This is a genomic window from Pseudomonas gessardii (assembly GCF_001983165.1).
Taxonomy (GTDB): Bacteria; Pseudomonadota; Gammaproteobacteria; order Pseudomonadales; family Pseudomonadaceae; genus Aquipseudomonas; species Aquipseudomonas gessardii.
Map to the genome: position 1 here is coordinate 1 of NZ_MNPU01000065.1, position 20,933 is coordinate 20,933.

General features: G+C 61.5%; 20 protein-coding genes and 1 pseudogene. 6 read left to right on the forward strand and 15 right to left on the reverse strand.

The genetic code is table 11. From position 1 onward, the window contains the following. Positions 1-124 precede the first annotated feature (124 nt). The 3 genes and pseudogenes from BLL38_RS27240 to BLL38_RS27250 all read right to left on the reverse strand — a co-directional run. Positions 125-343 (reverse strand): annotated as a pseudogene (locus BLL38_RS27240) (EamA family transporter); the annotation flags it as partial. 84 nt (positions 344-427) lie between these two features. Next, the gene (locus BLL38_RS31755) at positions 428-784 is read right to left on the reverse strand and encodes a DUF1493 family protein (RefSeq protein WP_076965048.1); all 357 of its coding nucleotides are present in this window, start codon (positions 782-784) and stop codon (positions 428-430) included. Positions 785-1,058: 274 nt separating this feature from the next. After that, positions 1,059-1,541, reverse strand: a complete 483-nt coding sequence (locus BLL38_RS27250; RefSeq protein ID WP_076965049.1) for a hypothetical protein — start codon at positions 1,539-1,541, stop codon at positions 1,059-1,061. 291 nt (positions 1,542-1,832) lie between these two features. On the opposite strand from BLL38_RS27250, the gene BLL38_RS27255 reads away from it, so the two are divergent. From BLL38_RS27255 to BLL38_RS27265, 3 genes are all read left to right on the forward strand, one after another. Further along, complete coding sequence (locus BLL38_RS27255; RefSeq protein ID WP_076965050.1) at positions 1,833-3,008, forward strand: tetratricopeptide repeat protein; 1,176 nt, start codon at positions 1,833-1,835, stop codon at positions 3,006-3,008. 262 nt (positions 3,009-3,270) lie between these two features. Further along, entirely contained in the window at positions 3,271-5,208 is a 1,938-nt protein-coding gene (locus tag BLL38_RS27260; protein WP_076965051.1) for a RecQ family ATP-dependent DNA helicase, read from the forward strand. 23 nt (positions 5,209-5,231) lie between these two features. Continuing rightward, positions 5,232-5,663, forward strand: a complete 432-nt coding sequence (locus tag BLL38_RS27265; protein ID WP_076965052.1) for an acyl-CoA thioesterase — start codon at positions 5,232-5,234, stop codon at positions 5,661-5,663. 145 nt (positions 5,664-5,808) lie between these two features. Here BLL38_RS27265 and BLL38_RS27270 read toward each other — a convergent pair whose 3' ends face one another. The 4 genes from BLL38_RS27270 to BLL38_RS27285 form a co-directional block, all read right to left on the reverse strand. Then, entirely contained in the window at positions 5,809-6,294 is a 486-nt protein-coding gene (locus tag BLL38_RS27270; protein ID WP_076965053.1) for a glycine zipper domain-containing protein, read from the reverse strand. 274 nt (positions 6,295-6,568) lie between these two features. Further along, complete coding sequence (locus BLL38_RS27275) at positions 6,569-8,917, reverse strand: FdhF/YdeP family oxidoreductase (RefSeq protein ID WP_076965054.1); 2,349 nt, start codon at positions 8,915-8,917, stop codon at positions 6,569-6,571. Beyond that, positions 8,914-9,753, reverse strand: coding sequence for a formate dehydrogenase accessory sulfurtransferase FdhD (gene fdhD / locus BLL38_RS27280; protein ID WP_076965055.1), 840 nt, complete (start codon positions 9,751-9,753; stop codon positions 8,914-8,916). The genes BLL38_RS27275 and fdhD overlap by 4 nt, the downstream gene beginning before the upstream one ends. A 115-nt stretch (positions 9,754-9,868) precedes the next feature. Continuing rightward, entirely contained in the window at positions 9,869-10,738 is an 870-nt protein-coding gene (locus BLL38_RS27285) for a LysR family transcriptional regulator (RefSeq protein WP_076965056.1), read from the reverse strand. A gap of 134 nt (positions 10,739-10,872) precedes the next feature. On the opposite strand from BLL38_RS27285, the gene lysM reads away from it, so the two are divergent. Next, complete coding sequence (gene lysM / locus BLL38_RS27290) at positions 10,873-11,313, forward strand: peptidoglycan-binding protein LysM (protein WP_076965057.1); 441 nt, start codon at positions 10,873-10,875, stop codon at positions 11,311-11,313. 121 nt (positions 11,314-11,434) lie between these two features. On the opposite strand, the gene yrfG is transcribed toward lysM, so the two are convergent. Next, positions 11,435-12,097, reverse strand: a complete 663-nt coding sequence (yrfG, locus tag BLL38_RS27295; RefSeq protein WP_076965058.1) for a GMP/IMP nucleotidase — start codon at positions 12,095-12,097, stop codon at positions 11,435-11,437. A 91-nt stretch (positions 12,098-12,188) separates the two neighbouring features. Between yrfG and nudE the strand changes: the two genes are divergently transcribed. Then, positions 12,189-12,755: an ADP compounds hydrolase NudE gene (gene nudE, locus BLL38_RS27300; RefSeq protein WP_076965059.1), complete on the forward strand. Its 567-nt coding sequence runs from the start codon at positions 12,189-12,191 to the stop codon at positions 12,753-12,755. Beyond that, a complete protein-coding gene (gene cysQ / locus BLL38_RS27305; RefSeq protein ID WP_076965060.1) occupies positions 12,752-13,588 on the forward strand; it encodes a 3'(2'),5'-bisphosphate nucleotidase CysQ in 837 nt (278 codons plus the stop codon). The genes nudE and cysQ overlap by 4 nt, the downstream gene beginning before the upstream one ends. A gap of 131 nt (positions 13,589-13,719) precedes the next feature. Here cysQ and BLL38_RS27310 read toward each other — a convergent pair whose 3' ends face one another. From BLL38_RS27310 to rfbB, 7 genes are read right to left on the reverse strand one after another with little or no spacing between them, the layout of a single operon-like run. Continuing rightward, on the reverse strand, positions 13,720-14,175 hold the full coding sequence (locus BLL38_RS27310) for a thioesterase domain-containing protein (RefSeq protein ID WP_076965061.1): 456 nt from the start codon (positions 14,173-14,175) through the stop codon (positions 13,720-13,722). Between the two features lie 26 nt (positions 14,176-14,201). Continuing rightward, positions 14,202-15,584 (reverse strand): sigma-54-dependent transcriptional regulator, encoded by a 1,383-nt coding sequence (locus tag BLL38_RS27315; RefSeq protein WP_076965062.1) that lies wholly within the window; start codon positions 15,582-15,584, stop codon positions 14,202-14,204. Continuing rightward, on the reverse strand, positions 15,581-17,389 hold the full coding sequence (locus BLL38_RS27320; protein ID WP_076965063.1) for a sensor histidine kinase: 1,809 nt from the start codon (positions 17,387-17,389) through the stop codon (positions 15,581-15,583). The genes BLL38_RS27315 and BLL38_RS27320 overlap by 4 nt, the downstream gene beginning before the upstream one ends. 35 nt (positions 17,390-17,424) lie before the next feature. Beyond that, the gene (gene rfbD / locus BLL38_RS27325) at positions 17,425-18,306 is read right to left on the reverse strand and encodes a dTDP-4-dehydrorhamnose reductase (RefSeq protein ID WP_076965064.1); all 882 of its coding nucleotides are present in this window, start codon (positions 18,304-18,306) and stop codon (positions 17,425-17,427) included. Beyond that, a complete protein-coding gene (gene rfbC, locus BLL38_RS27330) occupies positions 18,303-18,848 on the reverse strand; it encodes a dTDP-4-dehydrorhamnose 3,5-epimerase (RefSeq protein WP_076965065.1) in 546 nt (181 codons plus the stop codon). Before rfbC ends, rfbD begins: the two co-directional genes overlap by 4 nt. Beyond that, positions 18,845-19,720 carry a glucose-1-phosphate thymidylyltransferase RfbA gene (rfbA, locus tag BLL38_RS27335; protein WP_076965066.1) on the reverse strand — a complete coding sequence of 292 codons (876 nt, stop codon included), beginning with the start codon at positions 19,718-19,720 and terminating at the stop codon, positions 18,845-18,847. The genes rfbC and rfbA overlap by 4 nt, the downstream gene beginning before the upstream one ends. Then, a complete protein-coding gene (gene rfbB / locus BLL38_RS27340; protein WP_076965067.1) occupies positions 19,717-20,799 on the reverse strand; it encodes a dTDP-glucose 4,6-dehydratase in 1,083 nt (360 codons plus the stop codon). Before rfbB ends, rfbA begins: the two co-directional genes overlap by 4 nt. Between the last annotated feature and the right edge of the window lie 134 nt (positions 20,800-20,933).

Sequence of the window (20,933 nt, forward strand, 5' to 3'; positions counted from 1 at the left end):
ACGCCTGCCTCAGGCCAATTGCATCGAAGGCTACGAAGCGCTGCTGCCGTGGAACTGCAAACCCACAACGCCACTTTAAAACGCAAAACCCCACCAGCGGGAGGTGGGGTTTATGGAGCGCTTACGCTGCGATGAGACCCAGCAGCCAAACGCTCGCGGGTGCGGCCAGGGATTTCAGGAGGACGGCGGGGAAAATGATCAGGAGCAGGGTCATGATCAAAAAGCCCAGCGCCTGGCCGAAGTACACCGCGCGTTTTACTCCGACGGCGCGGGCGTTGAGACCCACAAGGAAGTCCGTGCCTCCCCAGAGTAAGGCTGCCATAAGGCCCATCAATACGTCCATGTCAGGTCCCTGTAGTCGGGTTAGTGCAGATCCCAATGCGGGAGCGAGCAAGTCGCCGGCCCCACATTAATGATTCAGTGTTCTTCAGCTCAGGTTTTCCAGTGTCTGCGTATCCCAGCTATGAGTCTTGATGGCCAGGTAGAGCATGCCGATAGTGAGCGGCATCTTTTCTCCCCGGCCTTTGGCGCGATGCTTGAGGAACACATCGAACACCGGCGGGTTGAAGTAGCGATAGGCATCATAGTCACCCAGGTCGAGATCAAATGCCTGCTCCAGGGCCTCCATAAATTGCCTGGCTTCCGCGCCGTCGCAGCCGAGGTCGAAGTTGAGCGAGGTTTTAAGGCGGACGGTTTTGTGCTTGGGCAGGCCGATTTCTTCGTGCAGCAATTGCAGGAGCTGCTGCATCACGGGGTCTTCGGGGAAGTGGGGGGCCAGGTTCATGGTGGGGGCACGCAGGAGTGGGTGAGGGGGATGGTCGTGGTGATGGCGGTATTTGTTGCGGGTGAGAAACAGTGCCAAGCCTATCAAGAAGAGGGCGAGGGGGAGGAGTTGAATGCTGAGAATGATAGCCACGAAAGGTAGCCAGAATGTCAGGATCAAGCCGCTTACGATAAACGTGACAGCAAAACGCTTCCTGAGTGTGCAGTCGGTGATTTTGTAATGCAGTAATAGATAAAAGGCGAAGAAGATCGCCGTCTGTAGATAGAGTATTTGACTATGGCTCATCTGAGTACACATGCAATGAGAGGCTTGAGCGCTGGGGGCCGATTCCCCCGCTGACCCGAGCCTCTAGGCCGATGATGATGTCTGCACGCTGGAAGTTGCGGAGCTGGCGGGATATCAAATCGCTGGTGGCATTTTCGATCAGTGATTCTGCCTTGCTGGAAATGATCCCAATTGGGGCTGCAACAGCACCTGAAATAGCTTCTTTGATGACGTTATTGCGGCGGTTCAGGTTCTCTGCCTGTTTTCTGGTCAATGGTTTTGAAATGACCACTGTCATGAGGCACGGAAGAGCTTGGGCGAGCATTCGCTCGTACAGACTTTGTAGGCGCAGGCGAACCTCTGGCGCAGAGGCCTTTGCCTCTAGCAAGCAAAGGCTGGCAAGTGCTTGCTTGTTATCGGGCCGTACAGTGAAACGAATCACGCTGAACGTGACGCCGTAATGGCCGATGTACTGAGTCCTTTCCAGGTTCACGGTGTTTTTGCCGAGAAGGTTGCGAGAACGCTAGTTTCGGCCAGGCTTGGCTGATTCTGTAGAGGGCTGGATGGGCACTGGAGGCAATTTGGGAAGCGTATGGTGCTCGGCTTGGCGATTTCCTACGGAGGCTTCCGATGCTTGAGGTTTGACTGTGAGGCCCCCACGCAGCGGTGGGGCAAAACCATGTCACATTTTGTATAAAATTCCGGCAAAGCACCTGAATTCAGCGTATGTTTCACCGCAAAATCTTGTAGGGCGATTCCGTCCACTACTTAAAGGGAGTTAAGCATGGGTTTGCTTCGTGTCGCTTCGGCGATGTCATTGTGTGCAGTGGCGTTTTCTGTCCAGGCCGAGCAGTTGCCAATTGAAGTACTCAGTGCGGTGGTCAAGGACCAGAAAATCGCTGACGCTGAAGTCTTGCTGCAACGCAACGGCGCACAGAATGTGGTGGGGCGCACCAATGCCCAGGGCCAGGTCACCCTCACCAGCGAAGTTGCCGATGGCGCTGACAACCTGCTGATCATCAAGAAGCCCGGCTACTCCAACCTGGTGGTCAAGTGCCCGTGCAAAGGTATGACCTACGCCATCAGCCCGGTGATGGAAAACCTCGACGGCCTGCGTGTGGTGCTGACCTGGGGGCAATCGCCTTCGGATCTCGACTCCCACATGATCTTCCCCGGCAACAACATCTACTTCAACAGCAAGACCGGCACCGATGCCGAGCTGGATGTGGATGACACCGACAGCTACGGCCCGGAAACCATCACCCTGCAGAAAAAACACTACGGCGAAAGCTACGTTTACGCCGTGCATGACTTCTCCAACCGCACCAATACGGGCTCCACGGCACTGTCCGAGAGCCAGGCCAAAGTGTTTGTGTACATGGGCCAGTCCCTGGTCCGCACCTACTACGTGCCGGCCAACCGCACCGGTAACCTGTGGACCGTGTTCCGCATGACCGGCAGCGGCGACTTCCAGGACATCAATACCTTCACCGGCGTGCTGGTCGAGGCCAAGGATGTGCTCAACGAAGTCAAACCCCTGCTCAACGACAGCGTTGCCGTGGATGCCGTGGTGGTCAGTTCTGCAGTCCAGGGTGATGCGAAAAAGCTGAACCTCAAAGGCGAAGCAGCCTACCAGGCCGGTAACCTGGACCAGGCGATCGACTACTTCCGTCAGGCGATCGAGCTGGATAATGCCTTCGGCAAAGCCTACGGCAACCTCGGCCTGGCCTATCAGAAAGCCGGCAACACCGCCGAGTCGATCTGGGCCAACCGCAAGGCGATTGCCCTGGCCAGCGGCCCGACAGCCGCCACCGTGCGCGCCGGTTCCTACTACAACATCGCGCGGATCTACGAAGCAGCCGGGCAGTTTGCCGATGCGCTGCGTCACTACCAGTTGGCCAAGGAACAGAAGGCCAACCCGGTGTATGACAAAGCCATTGAGCGTGTGCAAAACCGCTGATCGAGCGGTAGAAAAGGTCTGAAAATGTGGGAGCGGGCTTGCCCGCGATAGCGGTGTAACAGTCAACAGAGGTATCGACTGGGGCACCGCCATCGCGGGCAAGCCCACTCCCACATTTGTTTTGGGGTGTTCTGTAGATTGTCGGTTCAACCTCGCAGCCTGTGTATCATCCTGTCTCTCTTTTCCTCGCGACCTTTCTCGATCCGCTGAAAATACCGGGCTATGTTTTAGGCCTGTTCAGCGGTCAATGGAGTGACAGCTTATGCACGACACCCTCCAGCAGGTCTTTGGTTATCCACAGTTTCGCCCTGGCCAGGAAGCGGCTGTCAGCGCCGTGCTGGCCGGTCGTTCGGCGGCGGCGATCTTTCCCACTGGCTCCGGTAAATCCCTCTGTTACCAGCTCTGCGCCGTGTTGCTGCCGCACCTGACACTGGTGGTATCGCCGCTGTTGGCGTTGATGCAGGACCAACTGGGCTTTTTGCAGCGCCATGGTATTTCGGCCGGCAGCATCGATTCGACGCAAAGTCGTGAGCAGGCCAATGACGTAATGGCCCGCGCTCGCTCCGGCGAGCTGAAGATCCTGATGATTTCCGTAGAGCGCCTGAAGAACGAGCGCTTTCGCAACTTTCTGCACAGCGTTTCGATTTCATTATTGGTGGTGGACGAGGCGCACTGTATTTCCGAATGGGGCCATAATTTCCGCCCGGACTACCTCAAGCTCCCCGACTACCAGCGCCAGTTCAAGATCCCCCAGGTGTTGCTGTTGACTGCCACCGCGACGCCCAAGGTGATTGCAGACATGCAGGCTAAGTTCGCCATTGCCGCCACAGACGTGATCACCACTGGCTTCTATCGGCCCAACCTCAACCTGCTGGTGGAGCCCGTCAGCGGCGCAGACAAGCGCCGGCGCCTGGTGGAGTGGATGGGCGAGCGGGCCAACCAGCCGAGCATCGTCTATGTCACCTTGCAGAAGACCGCCGAGCAGATCGCCGAGCACCTGAATCGCCATGGCATCCCGGCCGAGGCCTATCACGCAGGTTTGCCCCATGATCTGCGTGAGGGCATCCAGCGCCGGTTCATGGGCGGCCAGTCTACGTGTATCGTCGCGACCATTGCCTTCGGCATGGGCATCGACAAGAGTGATATCCGCAACGTCGTGCATTTCGACCTGCCCAAATCCATCGAGAACTACAGCCAGGAAATCGGGCGGGCCGGTCGCGATGGTCAGCCTTCCGAGTGTCTGGTGCTGGCCAACCGCGACAGCCTCAATGTGCTGGAGAACTTCGTGTACGGCGATACGCCGGAGCAGGAAGGCATCCGGCGGGTGCTGGAGGAACTGCTGGCGGCCCGGGAGGACGGGCAATGGGAGTTTCTGCTGCGCTCCTTGGCGGAGCTGAGCAATATCCGCGAGCTGCCGCTCAAGACCTTGCTGGTGCAACTGGAACTCAAGGGGGTGATTGCCCCGCGCTATGCGTTTTATGCCGAGTATCGCTTCAAGTACCTGGTGGAGCCGGAGGTGTTGCTGGCGCGTTTTTCCGGTGAGCGACAGCAGTTTGTCGCCGCAATCATCCAGGTGTGTAAGCGGGCCAGGAGTTGGGCTACCGTGGATTTCGACGCGCTTTATCAACAGCACCAGGCCGAGCGTGGCCGGGTGGTCAAGGCGCTGGACTATTTCCAGGAGTCGGGGCTGATTGAACTGGAGAGCAAGCAGATGACCGAGGTCTACAGCCTGCTCGATACCGGGTTTGAGCCCCAGGCCTTGAGCGCCGAGTTATACACAGGCTTCAAGCAGCACGAAGCCACGGAAGTGGCGCGCATCCATGGGATGCTGGCGTTGTTCGCCAGCGAGCGCTGCCTGGGGTTTCGGTTGGCCGAGTATTTTGGCGACGCAGAGGCGCCCCGTCAGTGCGGGCATTGCTCGGTGTGCCATGGCCAGGTCGCCCATCTGCCGTCGCCTCCTGGTCTGGCGCCACTTGTGGATAAAAACTTCCAGGGATTGTGCGCGGATTTTATCCACAGGCATCATCAGTACACTGGCAGCTTGCCTGGGGCTGAACGCCTGACGCGGTTTTTATGCGGGATCAGCGTGCCGTTGTTTACCAAGCTCAAGGCGCGGGGGATTCCAGGGTTTGCCGTGCTGGAAGGGTATCCGTATGCCGAGGTGCGGGATTGGGCGCAGGCCCATCTGAACGACCTGTAAATCCATTTCAACGAGACTTGTCCATGCCCGATTCAATGCCGCAGCGTGCCGATTACCGCCACTTCCAGCCGATCATTACGCGCTGGCACGACAATGACGTGTATGGGCATGTGAATAACGTCACCTATTACAGCTTCTTCGACACGGCGGTGAACACCTACCTGATTGAGCAGGGCGGGCTGGATATCCATGAGGGCGAAGTGGTGGGGTTTGTGGTGAGTTCGGCGTGCGACTATTTCGCCTCGATTGCCTTTCCTGACCATATCGATATCGGCCTGCGGGTGGGCAAGTTGGGCAACAGTTCAGTGCAGTACGAGTTGGCGGTGTTCAAGGCCGGCGAAGATGAGGCCTGTGCGGCGGGGCGGTTTGTGCATGTATTTGTGGACCGGGCGACGAACCAGCCGGTGACGATTCCGGGAAGGTTGCGCGAGGCGTTGCAGCGGTTGGTGATCTGACCCCGAACTCGCAAACGCCACCCAAGCAAATGTGGGAGCGGGCTTGCTTGCGATGGTGGCCGGTCAGTCAATACATTGGGCGACTGGCACACTGTCATCGCGAGCAAGCCCGCTCCCACATGGGTTCTGCAGAGTTCTCTAAATCTTACCGGTGACGGTTGTGATGTTTGTTCTTGCGATGACCATAGGCATGGCCGCGACCAGGGTGGTCATCACGGTAGTACCGACGATCATCACGATCGCGCCCACGATAGCGACGGTCGTCGTCATCGCTCTTGTTGCCCATATAGTTACCCAGTGCGCCGCCTGCGCCACCGCCTGCTGCTGCGCCGATCAAGCTGCCGGTGCTACCGCCGACACTGCGCCCAACCACGTTGCCGCCCGCCGCGCCCAGTGCGCCGCCAATGGCCGCTTCGCCACGGCTGCGTTTGTCTGCGCCGACTGCGCTACCGCCGGCGCCGCCCAGGGCTGCACCAATGGCCGAGCCGGTATTGCCGCCGATCTGCTGGCCGACGACCGAACCTAGAACCCCGCCCAATGCGCCGCCTACACCGGCTTCGGTGGTGCCACCGGCCATGGCTGCGCCACTGACCAGGCCAAGGGACAACAAGAGAATCGAGGAAAACTTCATAGGGGAACCTCAAGAGGATGACGGCGCGATCCTGAGGTTGTAGTGATATTCTTACAATCGAATTCCGACCAGTGGTGTGGGTTGTATACAATTAGCTAAGTTACTGTTTTTGTTAGGGAACTTAAGTCGTTTTTGCCGGTCTTTAGCTACTTCGCAACGGCCGCGATTTAACGCATCCAGTGACGCTCCGCGTCATCAAAAGCAGACGCAGAGCGTCCGGGGCGGCATTCCCACGCAGAGCGTGGGAACGATCAGTCGCAGAGTGTGGGAACGATCAGGCAGTTCGGGCCATGATCAAGCCATTCTCACTGGCCGCTTCCAGGCGAATCGCCACGAACTTGGAAGTCGGCGTATGGCTACCCTCCCCAGTGCTTTCCAATGGCACCAGCGGGTTGACCTCCGGGTAGTACGCCGCCGCCTGCCCCGCCGGAATATCGAACGCCAGCAAGGTAAAACCCTTGACCCGCCGTTCGCGGCCATCATCCCAGATCGATACGATATCGGCCTTCTGCCCCGGCTTGAAGCCCAGGCGGATGATGTCGGCTTCGTTGACGAACAGCACGTCGCGCTGGCCCTTGACCCCACGATAACGATCATCCAGGCCGTAGATAGTGGTGTTGTACTGATCGTGGGAACGCATGGATTGCATGATCAGGTCGGGCAACTGGCCAGTGGCGCGGGTGCGTTCATGCACCAGGTCCTTGGGCAGGATGTTGGCGCGGAAGTTGGCGCGGCCTGACGGGGTATTCCAGCGGCGGGCGCCGGCGCTGTTGCCCAGGTAGAAACCGCCTGGGTGCTGCACACGCTCATTGAAATCCTTGAAACCGGGAATGGTGTCGGCGATCAAGTCGCGGATGCGACGGTAGTCGGCCACCAGCCAGTTCCAGTCCACCGGCTTGCTGCCCAGAGTGGCAGCGGCGATGCCGGCGAGAATCGCCGGTTCCGACTTCATCAGCGTCGACAGCGGCTGCAACTGGCCGTTGGAGCCGTGCACCATGCTGAACGAATCTTCCACCGTCACCGCTTGCGGGCCATCGGCCTGGATATCGATGTCGGTACGGCCCAGGCACGGCAGGATCAAGGCCTGTTTGCCGTGGGCCAGATGGCTGCGATTGAGCTTGGTGCTGATCTGCACCGTCAGGTCGCAATTGCTCAAGGCCTGGAAGGTGCGAGGGCTGTCGGGCGTGGCTTGGGCAAAGTTGCCCCCCAGGCCGATAAACACCTTGGCGCGGCCTTCGAGCATGGCGTGGATCGCCTCGACCACGTTATGCCCGTTGTCACGGGGCACCTTGAACTGGAAGCGGCGCTCCAGGGCATCGAGGAAGGCCGCGGGCGGCCGTTCGTTGATGCCCATGGTGCGGTCGCCCTGCACGTTGCTGTGGCCCCGCACCGGGCACAGGCCGGCACCGGGGCGGCCGATGTTGCCGCGCAGCAGCATCAGGTTGGCGATTTCCTGGATGGTCGGCACCGAATGCCGATGCTGGGTGATACCCATCGCCCAGCACATAATCACGTTCTTGCCTTTGGCGTACATGCGCGCCGCTTGCTCGATCTCCACCAGGCTCAGGCCGGACTGCTCGACGATTTCATCCCAGGAGGTGTCGTCGATCCTGGCCAGGTAATCGAGCACATTGATCGTGTGTTCATTGAGGAACTCGTGGTCGAACACGGCCTCCTTGCCTTCGGCCTGGGCCTCGCGTTCCCACAGCAGCAGGAACTTGGCCATGCCGCGCAGGATGGCCATGTCGCCCCCCAGCGCCGGGCGGAAATACGCGGTGTTGGTCGGCTTGTCGCCGTTGGTGAGCATTTCCAGCGGGTGCTGCGGGTGCTGGAAGCGCTCCAGGCCACGCTCTTTGAGCGGGTTGATACACACCACCTGGGCCCCGCGTTTCACCGCTTCGCGCAGTGGTTCGAGCATGCGCGGGTGGTTGGTGCCGGGGTTCTGGCCCAGGACGAAAATCGCGTCGGCATGTTCAAAGTCATCAAAGGTCACGGTGCCCTTGCCGACCCCCACGCTTTGCGCCAGGGCCACGCCGCTGGCTTCGTGGCACATGTTCGAGCAGTCCGGGAAGTTGTTGGTGCCGTAGGCGCGCACGAACAGTTGATACAGGTACGCGGCCTCATTGCTGGCGCGGCCCGAGGTATAGAACTCGGCCATGTCCGGGCTTGGCAGGGCTTGCAGGTGTTTGCCGATCAGGTCGAAGGCCGATTCCCAGCTGATGGGCTTGTAGCGGTCGGTCTGGGCGTCATAGCTCATGGGCTCGGTCAGGCGGCCCTGGTATTCCAGCCAGTAGTCGCTTTGCTCCAGCAGCGCGCTGACGCTGTGTTTGGCGAAGAACGCCGCATCTACCCGGCGCTTGGTGGCTTCCCAGTTGACCGCCTTGGCGCCGTTCTCGCAGAACTTGACCATGCCGCTTTCCGGCGAGTCGCCCCAGGCGCAACCCGGGCAGTCGAAGCCGCCGTTCTGGTTGGTCTTGAGCATCATGCGCAGGTTTTTCAGCGCGTTGTCGCTGGTCAGCCATGCCTGCGCCACGCTGATCAGCGCACCCCAGCCACCTGCCGGGCCTTTATAGGGCTTGTAGCGTGGGGTGGGGGTTTGGTCGGCTTGGTGATGATTGCTCATGGCTGGTACTCCATCGCAGGGCTGTAGACCCGCGGCGCGCTTTTTTGCGGCAGGTGGATGAGATTGAGGTTGTGCCGGCGCGCCCATTGCAGGGCCAGGCCGGTGGGTGACGACAGGCTGACCAGGGTCTGGATGCCCGCGCGCAGGACTTTCTGGATCAATTCCAGGCTGCAACGGCTGGTGACAATGGCCACGCCGCCGGCGGTCGGGATGCGCTGGCGGACCAGGGCACCGATCAGTTTGTCCAGGGCGTTATGCCGGCCGATATCTTCGCGGCCCAGCAGCAGTTCGCCCTGGTTATCCATGAACACCGCCGCATGCACTGCGCCGCTGTATTGGCCCAGAGGCTGAAAGGCGCTGATGCGCTGGCGCAGGCCCTCCAACCAGGCAGCAGGCGGCAACGGTGCGCCCGGCAAGACCTTGAGGTCCGGCAGCGCCTGCTCCAGGGCTTGCACGCCACACAGGCCGCAGCCGCTGGTGCCGGCCAGTTGCCGGCGCTGCTGCTTGAGGTTCCAGAAGGCGCGGCTGGAGATCTGCACCTGGGCGTACTGGGCCGCGCCTGCGCCACTCAGTTGCAGGTCATAGAGGTCGCTGATGTCGCTGATGATGCCGCTGCCCAGGCTGAAACCGACAATAAAGTCTTCAAGATCGGTGGGCGTTACCAGCATGACGGCCTGGTTGATGTCGTTGTAGGCAATCGCCAACGCGACTTCCTCGGCCAGCGCGGTGCTGGCCAATTCCGTATGGTCGAGGTTGCAGTATTGATAACTCTGGCTGGCGGCAGGCGCGGGCGTTGTCAGGGCGGGCGCCGCGCATGCTGGGCGCTGGGCGTTCATCAAGTCTAGTCACCGGCGAAGTGTTCAGAGTGAAGACTAGGCGCGACAAAGGGTCGCGTCTAATCGTCAGTACTGATCTACCGATAGATAACGTCGATCAAGGCTTTACCAGCGATTACTGATAAAGCGCGAAACACGCCTCGGCCAACGCCGAGCGCGGCGCGCTGCGGCGCATGATCAGCCCCAGCTTGGCCAGGGTTTGCGCGTTTTCGATAGGCTGCAGGCGCAGGTGTTCGGTCAGGGCATCGAGGCCGCCGTCCAGGGGCATCACCGCACAACACAGGCCGCCGTGCACCGCTTGCAGCAACTGATGGACGGCATCGGTTTGCAGCAGGGGTTGCGGCGTCAGGCCCCGGCTGTGGAAGTTATGGTCGATGGACTGGCGAAAGTGCATGCCACTGGTGAGCATGCCCAGGGGCAGTTCAATCAGCGCCTCCCAGCTCAGGGGTTTTTCGCCGAAGCTGAAGAACCGCTGGTCGTACAGCAGGCCCATGCGGGTTTCGTCCAGGGCCAGGGAGTCAAAGCGCTCGGCGTCCAGGCGCTCAAGGTAGGACACGCCCAGGTCCAGGCGATTGCTCGCCAGTTGTTCGAGGATTTGTTCGGAGCTCAGGGCCGATAGCTCAAAGCGCAGGCTGGGGTGTTGCTTGTGCAGTTGTTGCATCAAGGCCAGCGGGTCAAAGCTCGACAGCGGCACCACGCCCAGGCGCAACGTCCCCACCAGGTTACCCCGGCAGGCCGCCGCTTCGGCCTGCAGGCCGTCATAGGCTGCCAGTACCGTACGCGCCCAGGCCAGCACCCGCTCGCCGGGGGCGGTAAAGCCCTCGAAACGCTGGCCGCGATTGACCAACGGTAGCTCCAGCTCTTCTTCCAGGCTGCGCAGGCGCATCGACAGGGTCGGCTGGGTAATGTGACAGCGCGCGGCCGCCTGGCCGAAGTGACGGGTTTCGTCGAGGGCGATGAGGAATTTCAGCTGTTTGATGTCCATCTTCGCTCCGGGGCTCTTATTCCAATGGCGCAGGGATTCTAGCGCGTTTGCGTCATTGGTCGGACTGGAACCAAGGCCTGTAAGACTGGTCTAGTCTTTGGCATCTGGAAACCCAATCCCAAGGAGAGCGCACTATGAGTCTTTTTAGCTTTATCAAAGAAGCCGGCGAGAAAATCGTTGATCTGTTGACGCCGGGTAATGCAAACGCGAGCGAGCAGTTGAAGGATCACGTTGCCAAGGTCGGCCTGGGTAATCCTAATGTGCAGACCACTGTGGATGGCGACAAGGTGACGGTGACCGGTGAAGTCGCCAGCCAGGAAGAGAAAGAGAAAATTCTGTTGGCGCTGGGCAATATTGCCGGCGTGGCGACTGTGGATGACCAGATCACTGTGTCGGGCCCTGCTGTTGCAGCTGCCCGCTTTGTCGTGGTGAAAAAAGGCGACACCCTGAGCGCGATCTCTTTGGCGGTCTATGGCGATGCCAATCAGTACAACAAAATCTTTGAGGCCAACAAACCAATGCTCAAGGATGTGAACAAAATCTACCCAGGGCAGACTCTACGTATTCCAGAGTAATACCCCGGCCTAAATGTGGGAGCGGGCTTGCTCGCGATTGCGGTGCGTCAGTCAGCAAATCTAGCTCTGACCCACCGCTATCGCGGGCAAGCCCACTCCCACAGGTGTGTTGCATATAGTTTTAGAGCCCGCTGATCAATTCCCGGTAATCCCCGACCGCATCGAACTCCGCCGTATCCTTCGGCCCCTTGCGGCTGTCCGGCTGTTTGACCGCCAGCAAATGCCCCACGCCAAAATCCCGTGCACTGCGCAGAATCGGCAGCGTATCGTCGATAAACAGGCTGCGCGCCGGGTCAAAATCGATATCCGCCTGCAACGCATCCCAGAACTGCGGGTTTTCCTTGGCAAAACCATAGTCGTGGGAGCTGATCAGCCGCTCGAAATACGGCGCCAACTCGATGCGCTCCAGCTTCAGCGACAGCGAGTCGCGGTGGGCGTTGGTGATCAGGATCACGCGCTTGCCGGCCTGTTTGATGGCTGCCAGGAAGGTATCGGCGTCCGGGCGCAGGGCGATCAGGTGGGCGGTTTCCAGCTTGAGTTCGCGCACCGGGATCTTCAGTTCGGCGCTCCAGAAATCCAGGCAATACCATTGCAACTGGCCGGCATTACGCTCGAACAGCGGCTGCAACTCCATCTCGGCCATGGCCTGGCTCACCCCGTGCAGTTCGGCATAGCGCCGCGGCAGGTGTTCCATCCAGAAGTGGTTGTCGAAATGCAGGTCGAGCAAGGTGCCGTCCATGTCCAGCAGGACGGTATCGATAGCGGACCAGGGCAGTGGCGGCATGATGGGTTCTCAAGCAGGTAAGTAAATATATCCGACACAGACAATCGGAAAAGCCACGGTATAGTAACCCGATCACGCCAAGGAGCCCTTTATGCGCCAGAAACCCACCGTCCTCGCCCGCGAAATTGTCGCCAGTAGCCGTTTGTTCCGCGTGGAGGAAGTGCAATTGCGCTTTTCCAATGGCGTTGAGCGGACCTACGAGCGCCTGGTGGGCCGGGGTGCAGGGTATGGCGCGGTGATGATCGTGGCGATGATCGACGCTGACCACGCGCTGCTGGTGGAAGAATACTGCGGTGGCACGGATGAGTATGAACTGTCGTTGCCCAAAGGCCTGATCGAGCCGGGCGAAGACGTGCTGGCGGCGGCAGACCGTGAACTCAAGGAAGAGGCGGGCTATGGCGCACGGCAGTTGGAGCACCTGACCGAACTGTCCTTGTCCCCCGGCTATATGAGCCAGAAAATCCAGGTGGTGCTGGCCACCGAACTGTACGAAGAACGCCTGGAAGGCGACGAGCCCGAGCCGATGCGCGTGGACCGGGTCAACCTGCGCGAGCTGGCGCAACTGGCGCAGAACCCGCAGTTCAGTGAAGGCCGTGCCCTCGCCGCGCTGTACCTGGTGCGGGACCTGCTGACCCAGCGCGGAGCCTACCTGCCATGAGCGAATTGTTCCTCGGCCATGCCTATATTGCCCCGGTGATTGAACTGGCCCGCCAGGCCGGCGAGGTCATCCTGCCGTATTGGCGCGCCGATGTGGCCGTGACGGCCAAGGCGGATGATTCGCCGGTCACCGCCGCCGACCTGGCCGCCCACCACCTGATTCTCGCCGGCCTTACTGCGCTGGACCCCAGCATCCCGGTGCTGTCGGAAGAAGATGCCGATATCGACCAGAGCGTGCGTGCCGGTTGGCAACGCTGGTGGCTGGTGGACCCGCTGGACGGCACCAAGGAGTTTATCAGCGGCAGTGAAGAATTTACCGTCAACATCGCCTTGATCGAACAGGGGCGGGTGGTGTTTGGCGTGGTGTCGATGCCCACCAGTGGCCGCTGCTACTTCGGCGGCGCCGGCCTTGGGGCGTGGCGTTCCGACGTGAATGCCACGCCCCGACCGATCCAGGTACGCCAGAAGCCGGCGGTGGGCGAGGCGTTCACCGTGGTTGCCAGCCGCCGCCATACCAGCCCCGAACAGGAGCGCTTGCTCGATGGCTTGAGCCAAGGGCTGGGGGCGTTGAAGCTGGCCAATATCGGCAGTTCCTTGAAGTTCTGCCTGTTGGCCGAAGGCAGCGCCGATTGCTATCCGCGCCTGGCGCCGACGTCGCAGTGGGACACCGCCGCCGCCCAGGGCGTGCTGGAGGGTGCTGGCGGCGAAGTGCTGGAGTTGAATGGCCAGCCGTTCAGCTACCCGGCGCGTGAGTCGCTGCTGAACCCGTTCTTCCTGGCCTTGCCGGCCAAGGCCGCCTGGCGCGAGCGCTTGCTGACTCTGGCCCGTTCTTGAAGGCAATGCAGATCAAATGTGGGAGCGGGCTTGCCTGCGATGGCGCGGTGTCAGGTTAGATATAGTTGACTGACCCACCGCCATCGCGGGCAAGCCCGCTCCCACACAAGCCCGCAACCCACATTGGTTGCCTAGCGGTGCAACACGTACTGCCCGGTAAAAGCCACCGCCTGCTCTTCACTGCCCTCATTCACAATCCACGTCTGCAGGGCTAGCCGTGCCCGGCCATGGCGCTGGTAGGTCGCCAAGAATCGCTTCCACACCTTGTCTTCCGGCGCCTGGCAAATCGCCGTGGCGTCCTGGGTGACAGGCAGCGGATAGCTGATCTGCCCTTCCTGAATCACGATATGCCCGTCTTCAATCCCTTCCTCGCGCAGCTGTAGGTGCAGCCAGCCCCAGCCGGCCAAGACCGCGCCGCAATACAGGCTGCCGCCGAACATGGTGCTCTTGTGGTTGATATTGGCTTGCAACGGTAAGTGCAGGCGCAGTTGCCGGTCCTGCCAGTCGAGCACCTTGAGGCCCATCTCCCGGGTCAGGGGGATGTCATGGTGCAGAATGGATTCCAGGTAACGGCTATCGCGGCTCATGGCGGTCTCTTGGCGGGCGTGAAAGGTCATTCGTCATCGGTGTGGGCGTTGCCGCTGTCGGCAAAATTCAGCCCATGTTTGCGCAGCTTGTCATGCAGGGTTTTACGCGGCACCCCCAGGGCCTCGGCCAGGCTGCGCACCGAGCTGTGGGGGCGGCCGAGTTCGGCGGCGATCAAGGCTTTTTCAAAGTGTTCGACTTGCTCGCTCAAGCCCCCGGTGGACATCGGTACGCCGGGCGCTGGGCCGTCGGGTGTGCTGTCCAGGGCCAGCTCCAGGCCGAGGGCGAAGCGTTCGGCGACGTTTTGCAGCTCCCGTACGTTGCCTGGCCAATTATGGCGCAACAGCATTGCCCGTTGGCCGGGCTGCAGTTCATGCAGCGGCAGGCCGTGGCGGCTGCTGGCCTCGTCGGCGAAGTGCTGGAACAGCATCAAGGCATCTTCGCCACGCTCGCGCAGGGGCGGAATGCGCAGCGGCGCGACGTTCAGGCGGTAGTACAAGTCAGCCCGAAAGCGCCCCTGGTCGGCGGACTGGCGCAGGTCTTCCTTGGTTGCGGCGATGATGCGGATATCCAGGGGGATCTGCTGATTACCGCCTAGGCGCTCGACCACCCGCTCCTGCAACAGGCGCAGCAACTTGACCTGCACATCCAGGCTCATGCTTTCGATTTCATCGAGGAACAACGTGCCGCCGTTGGCAAATTCAAACTTGCCGATCCGCCGCTTCTGCGCACCGGTAAACGCTCCCGGCTCATGGCCGAACAGCTCGCTTTCGACCACGGACTCGGCCAGGGCGCCGGCATTAATGGCGACGAAGGGCCCGGTGCGGCGGTTCGACAGGTCGTGCAGGGCACGCGCCACCACTTCCTTGCCGGCGCCGGTTTCGCCGAGGATCAGCACGTCGGCGCGGGTCGCCGCCAGTGCGCCAATCTGCTCGCGCAGGCGCAGCATCGGTGCTGACTGGCCCACCAGGCGCGTGCTCAGTTGCTGGCGATCACTCAGGGCCAGGCGCAGGCTGCGGTTGTCCAGCACCAGCCGGCGCAGGTCCAGGGCGCGGCGTACGCTGTCGAGCAGGGCGTCGCTGGCGAAGGGTTTTTCGAGGAAGTCATAGGCGCCGGCGCGCATCGCCTGCACGGCCAGGGGCACATCGCCGTGGCCGGTGATCAGCAGCACCGGCAGCTCCGGGTCCTGGCCGTGGAGTTCGGTGAGCAGCTCCAGGCCGTCCATGCCGGGCATGCGGATGTCGCTGACCACCACTCCCGGCCAGTCCCGCGACAGGCGCGCCGTGAGGCCGGTGGCCTCGCCAAGGGGCAGGACTTTCAGCCCGGCCAGGTCCAGGGTCTGGCACAGGGCCTGACGCAGGTGTGGATCATCGTCGATCAACACCACCTGAATCTGGTTATCGATACTCATACACTGCGGTCCTCGGACGGTTGCAGACTGACGCCGGGTGCTCCGGCGCGCAGTTTCAAGGTTATCAGTGCGCCGCCTTCCTTGTGGTTGGCAAACAACAGCTCGCCACCAAAGGCACGCATCAGGGTGTCACAGATGGCCAGGCCCAACCCCAGGCCCTGGGTGCGGGTCTTGGTGGTGTAGAAGGGCTCGCCGGCGCGACCCAGGGCTTCCATGCAGAACCCCGGCCCATTGTCGCGGATGTACAGGTTGACGCCCTGCTCGGTGGATTCGGCACTCAGCCACAGTTTGCGCGGCGGGCCTTTTTCGGTCAGGGCGTCCAGGGCATTGGCCAACAGGTTGCCCAGCACCTGGCGCAGGCGGGTTTCGCCGGCCTCCACCCACAGGGAGGCTTCTGGCAAGTCGCGGATCAGTTCCACTTCCATGGCCCGCCGGCGCTTGGCCAGCAATGCCAGCGCGTCGTCCAGGGCCGGTTGCAGGGCCACGCTTTCCGGGGCATGCCGGTCGCGGCGGGCAAAGGCGCGCAAGTGGGCGATGATCGAGGCCATGCGCCCGGTCAGTTCGCTGATCAGCTTGAGGTTGCCGCGGGCGTCGTCGGTGCGCTGGTGGTCGAGGAGAATCCCGGCGTTTTCTGCGTAACTGCGAATGGCCGCCAGGGGCTGGTTGAGCTCATGGCTGATGCTGGCCGACATGGTGCCCAGCGCCGACAGCTTGCCGGCCTGCACCAGGTCGTCCTGGGCGCGCACCAGTTCTTGCTGGGCATTTTCGCGTTCCAGCACTTCCTGGCGCAGGCGGCGGTTGAGGCCTTCGAGGTCGCTGGTCCGTTCGGCCACGCGCATTTCCAGCTCGCGCCGGGCCTTGGCTTCAAAGGCGATGCGCTCCAGGTAGTGGCGACGGCGCTGCATCATCAGGCCGAGCAGCAGCATCAGCACCAGCAAGGTGGCACCGCCGACCGCGACCACCGTACGCACGGGGCGGTCGATCAGAGTGCGCGGGGCAAGGATTTCTACATTCCAGCCGGTTTCAGCGATTTCGGTGGATTGGCGCAGCCAGGCGCTGGGGTTGAAGTTTAGGGGCTGCGGATCGCGGGTCGGGTAGGGCTGGATCGCGATGATCGCCTGGCGCTCGGCCTCGGTCAGGGGTCGGGTCGCACGAAAACGCCATTGGGGGCGTGAGGTCAGGATCACCACGCCGTTGTGGTCGGTGACCAGCAGTTGCTCGGGGGTCTGGCCCCACAGGCTTTCGGTGTGGTCCAGGTCGACCTTGACCACCAGCACGCCAATCACATGCTCATCTTCGCGCACCGCAGCGGCGAAGAAGTACCCGCGCTTGGCCGAGGTGGTGCCCAGGCCGAAGAAGCGCCCCAGGCGCCCGGCCATCGCTTCACTGAAATAAGGCCGAAAGGAAAAATTGCGGCCGACGAAACTGTCCTGTTTGTCCCAGTTCGAGGCGGCCAGGGTCTTGCCGCGGGTGTCCATCAGGTACATCACTTCCACGCCTGCCTGGGCCGCCACCTGCTTGAGCAACTGGTTGGCGGCGACCAGGTTGGTGCTGACGTGAGGCGCTGCCAGGGCCGTGCGCAGGGCCGGCAGGTCGCCGAGGATCTGCGGCAGCACTTCGTAGCGGTGCAGGGTGCCCAGCAGGTTGGCGACATACAGGTCGAGGGTCTGGCGGTTCTGCCCGGCCAGTTCGCTGCGATAGTAGCGCTCGGCCAGATGCTCCAGCGGCCACAGCAGCGGTGCCAGGCACAACGCCAGCAAGGCCAGGCTGCGCCAGCGGGGTCTTCGCGGAAGGGGTGGAGTCATGTAAGTCTGCGCCTGTGGGTACAGGCGCATTATGCCTAGTGCTGCTGTGCAAGACACTCGCGCAATGCTTCACGCCACTGCGGTTGGCCGACTTGCCATTGTTGTTGCAGGCGGCTGCAATCCAGGCGCGAGTTCAACGGGCGCTGGGCGGGCGTCGGGTAGTCACTGGCGGGGATCCCTTCCAGTGCGGCGCAGGCCTTGCCTTCGGCCAGCAGCTGCTCGCCAATGGCCTGGGCAAAGCCGAACCACGAAGTCTCGCCCTGGGCCGTCAGGTGATACACGCCCCAGTCCCCGGCCTGGCCAGCCTGCCAGCGCTCGATCAGGGCGCGGGTGCTGTTGGCGATGGTCCCGGCCCAGGTCGGTGCGCCGATCTGGTCGGCGACGATGCGCATGTGAGGTTTTTCCTGGAGCAGGCGCTGCATGGTCAGCAGGAAATTCTTGCCGTGGCCCGAATACACCCAACTGGTCCGCAGGATCAGGTACTGACCGCCCACCGCCGCAATGGCCTGTTCGCCCGCCAGTTTGCTCTGGCCGTAGACCCCCAACGGGTTGGGCTCATCGTCTTCGGTGTAGGGCGCAGGCTTGCTGCCGTCGAACACGTAGTCGGTGGAGTAGTGGATCAACGGGATGCCCAGGGCCTTGGCTTCCTCGGCCAGGATACCGGGCGCCGTGGCATTGATCGCGAAGGCCACATCGGGCTCGTTCTCGGCCTGGTCGACAGCGGTATGCGCCGCCGCATTGATGATCAGCCCCGGGCGATGGCTGCGTACCTGTTGGCGGATCTGCCCGGGGTTGGCCAGGTCGAGTTGGTCGCGACCGAGCACAATCAACTCACCCAGGCCTTGGAGCCGCTGTTGCAGCTCCCGGGAAACCTGGCCGTGTTGGCCGGTGATGAGGATTTTCAAGGCTGTGCTCATGGGAACAGGTCGGCTTCCAGCAGGGGCTTGCCGTGCTGATCCTTGGCGGATAGTTGTGGGGGCTCGCTCAGTTGCCAGTCGATGGCCAGCGTCGGGTCATTCCACAGAATGCAGCGCTCGGCACTTGGCTGGTAGTAGTCGGTGGTTTTGTAGAGGAACTCGGCGTAGTCGCTCAGCACCACAAAGCCGTGGGCAAACCCTTCCGGTACCCACAGTTGACGATGATTCTGCGCAGACAGGCGCACCCCCACCCATTGGCCGAAGTTCGGCGAACTGCGGCGGATGTCGACCGCCACGTCCAGGACCTCGCCGGCGCTGACGCGCACCAGTTTGCCCTGGGTGTGCTCCAGCTGGTAATGCAGGCCGCGCAATACGCCTTTCTGCGAGCGTGAATGGTTGTCTTGGACAAAGTTGCGTGTAAGGCCGGTGCCCTCTGCAAAGGCGCGGGCGTTGAAACTTTCGTAGAAAAAACCGCGTTCGTCACCGAACACTTTGGGCTCGATGAGCAGCACACCGGGCAGGGAGGTTTCAACGATATTCACCGGGGTTCTCCTGCCAGGGCGAACAGGTACTGCCCGTAGCCGGTCTTGCCAAAGTACTTCGCGTGTTCGAGCAGGTGCTCACGGTCGATCCAGCCGCTCTGATAGGCGATTTCTTCCAGGCAAGCGACCTTCAGGCCCTGGCGGTGCTCGATGGTTTGTACATACTGCGAGGCTTCCAGCAGGCTGTCGTGGGTGCCGGTGTCGAGCCAGGCAAAGCCACGACCGAAGCGCTCAACCTGCAGGTCGCCCCGTTGCAGGTAGGCATTGTTGATGTCGGTGATCTCCAGTTCGCCGCGTGGCGACGGTTTGATCGATTTGGCAATCTGGATCACGTCGTTATCGTAGAAATACAGGCCCGTAACGGCATAGCTGGATTTGGGCTTGAGGGGCTTTTCTTCGATGGACAGCGCGCGGCCTTCGCTATCGAAATCGATCACGCCAAAGCGCTCCGGGTCCTTGACCCAGTAGCCGAACACCGTGGCGCCCTTGTCGCGCTTGACGGCGCTGTGCAGTTGCTGGCTGAAGCTCTGACCATGGAAGATGTTGTCGCCCAGAATCAGGCACACCGGATCCTTACCAATAAACGCTTCGCCAATCAGGAACGCCTGGGCCAGGCCGTCCGGGCTGGGCTGTTCGGCATAACTGAAGGTAACCCCGAACTGGCTACCGTCCCCCAGCAGAGTGCGGTATTGCGGCAGGTCCACCGGGGTTGAAATCACGAGGATCTCCTTGATCCCGGCCAGCATCAGTACCGAGATCGGGTAGTAGATCATCGGTTTGTCATAGACCGGTAACAACTGCTTGGACACGCCCAGGGTAATGGGGTGCAGGCGGGTGCCGGAGCCGCCGGCCAATACAATTCCCTTCATCATGCGATCAGATCCTTTAGGTCAGTGTTGCCCAGTCGTTGTCCTTGATAGCTGCCGTCCTGGACCCGGCGGCACCACTCCAGGTTATCCAGATACCACTGAACGGTCTTGCGCAGGCCGGTTTTGAAGGTTTCTTCAGGAACCCAACCGAGTTCGCGCTCGATCTTGCCGGCGTCGATGGCGTAGCGCTGATCGTGGCCTGGACGGTCCTTGACGAAGGTGATCAGGTCGGTGAACTGGGCAACCCCGGCCGGACGCTGTGGCGCCAGCTCTTCGAGCAGTGCGCAGATGCCACGCACTACGTCGATGTTCTTCTGCTCGTTGTGCCCGCCGATGTTGTAGGTTTCGCCTACCACACCTTCGGTGACCACTTTGAGCAGCGCCCGGGCGTGGTCTTCGACAAACAACCAGTCGCGCACTTGCAGGCCATCGCCGTACACCGGCAGGGCCTTGCCCGCCAAGGCGTTGAGGATCACCAGCGGGATCAACTTCTCGGGAAAGTGGAACGGCCCGTAGTTGTTCGAGCAGTTGGTCAGCAGCACCGGCAGGCCATAGGTCCGCTGCCAGGCGCGGACCAGGTGGTCGGACGCCGCCTTGCTGGCGGAGTAAGGCGAGCTGGGCGCGTAAGGCGTGGTTTCGGTGAACAGGTCATCCACACCATGCAGGTCGCCATACACTTCGTCGGTGGAGATGTGATGGAAGCGGAAGGCGCTCTTGGCCGGTTCTGCCAACTGTTGCCAATAGGCGCGAGTGGCTTCAAGCAGGCTGTAGGTGCCGACGATGTTGGTCTGGATAAAGTCCGACGGACCGTCGATGGAGCGGTCGACATGGGACTCGGCCGCCAGGTGCATGATGGCCTGGGGCTGGAAGCGCGCCAGCACTGCGCTGACGGTGGTCTGGTCGATGATATCGGCCTGGACGAACTCGTAGCGGGTGTTGGTCGCGATGCTGGTCAGCGACTCAAGATTGCCGGCGTAGGTCAGTTTGTCGAGGTTGAGCACTTCATGCCCGGTGTGTTGAATCAAGTGCCGGACCAGGGCCGAACCAATAAACCCTGCACCGCCGGTAATGAGAATGCGCATGTCAACAGCCCTTTTCCTTAGACAGACATAAAGCGAATGACGCATAGCTTGTGTTGTGGAGCGGGCCGGTGCAAGGGCGCGTGGTCAGATTGCCGGTGTGGCTGTCGTCCAGGGCTTGCGTAACCCCCGTCAAC

What these genes read in the sequence shown, in the direction of transcription:
- BLL38_RS31755 (WP_076965048.1), bottom strand. Translation starts at nt 784, where the DNA reads ATGAACCTGGCCCCCCACTTCCCCGAAGACCCCGTGATGCAGCAGCTC.
- BLL38_RS27255 (WP_076965050.1), top strand. Translation starts at nt 1,833, where the DNA reads ATGGGTTTGCTTCGTGTCGCTTCGGCGATGTCATTGTGTGCAGTGGCG.
- BLL38_RS27260 (WP_076965051.1), top strand. Translation starts at nt 3,271, where the DNA reads ATGCACGACACCCTCCAGCAGGTCTTTGGTTATCCACAGTTTCGCCCT.
- BLL38_RS27265 (WP_076965052.1), top strand. Translation starts at nt 5,232, where the DNA reads ATGCCCGATTCAATGCCGCAGCGTGCCGATTACCGCCACTTCCAGCCG.
- BLL38_RS27270 (WP_076965053.1), bottom strand. Translation starts at nt 6,294, where the DNA reads ATGAAGTTTTCCTCGATTCTCTTGTTGTCCCTTGGCCTGGTCAGTGGC.
- BLL38_RS27275 (WP_076965054.1), bottom strand. Translation starts at nt 8,917, where the DNA reads ATGAGCAATCATCACCAAGCCGACCAAACCCCCACCCCACGCTACAAG.
- fdhD (WP_076965055.1), bottom strand. Translation starts at nt 9,753, where the DNA reads ATGAACGCCCAGCGCCCAGCATGCGCGGCGCCCGCCCTGACAACGCCC.
- BLL38_RS27285 (WP_076965056.1), bottom strand. Translation starts at nt 10,738, where the DNA reads ATGGACATCAAACAGCTGAAATTCCTCATCGCCCTCGACGAAACCCGT.
- lysM (WP_076965057.1), top strand. Translation starts at nt 10,873, where the DNA reads ATGAGTCTTTTTAGCTTTATCAAAGAAGCCGGCGAGAAAATCGTTGAT.
- yrfG (WP_076965058.1), bottom strand. Translation starts at nt 12,097, where the DNA reads ATGCCGCCACTGCCCTGGTCCGCTATCGATACCGTCCTGCTGGACATG.
- nudE (WP_076965059.1), top strand. Translation starts at nt 12,189, where the DNA reads ATGCGCCAGAAACCCACCGTCCTCGCCCGCGAAATTGTCGCCAGTAGC.
- cysQ (WP_076965060.1), top strand. Translation starts at nt 12,752, where the DNA reads ATGAGCGAATTGTTCCTCGGCCATGCCTATATTGCCCCGGTGATTGAA.
- BLL38_RS27310 (WP_076965061.1), bottom strand. Translation starts at nt 14,175, where the DNA reads ATGAGCCGCGATAGCCGTTACCTGGAATCCATTCTGCACCATGACATC.
- BLL38_RS27315 (WP_076965062.1), bottom strand. Translation starts at nt 15,584, where the DNA reads ATGAGTATCGATAACCAGATTCAGGTGGTGTTGATCGACGATGATCCA.
- BLL38_RS27320 (WP_076965063.1), bottom strand. Translation starts at nt 17,389, where the DNA reads ATGACTCCACCCCTTCCGCGAAGACCCCGCTGGCGCAGCCTGGCCTTG.
- rfbD (WP_076965064.1), bottom strand. Translation starts at nt 18,306, where the DNA reads ATGAGCACAGCCTTGAAAATCCTCATCACCGGCCAACACGGCCAGGTT.
- rfbA (WP_076965066.1), bottom strand. Translation starts at nt 19,720, where the DNA reads ATGATGAAGGGAATTGTATTGGCCGGCGGCTCCGGCACCCGCCTGCAC.
- rfbB (WP_076965067.1), bottom strand. Translation starts at nt 20,799, where the DNA reads ATGCGCATTCTCATTACCGGCGGTGCAGGGTTTATTGGTTCGGCCCTG.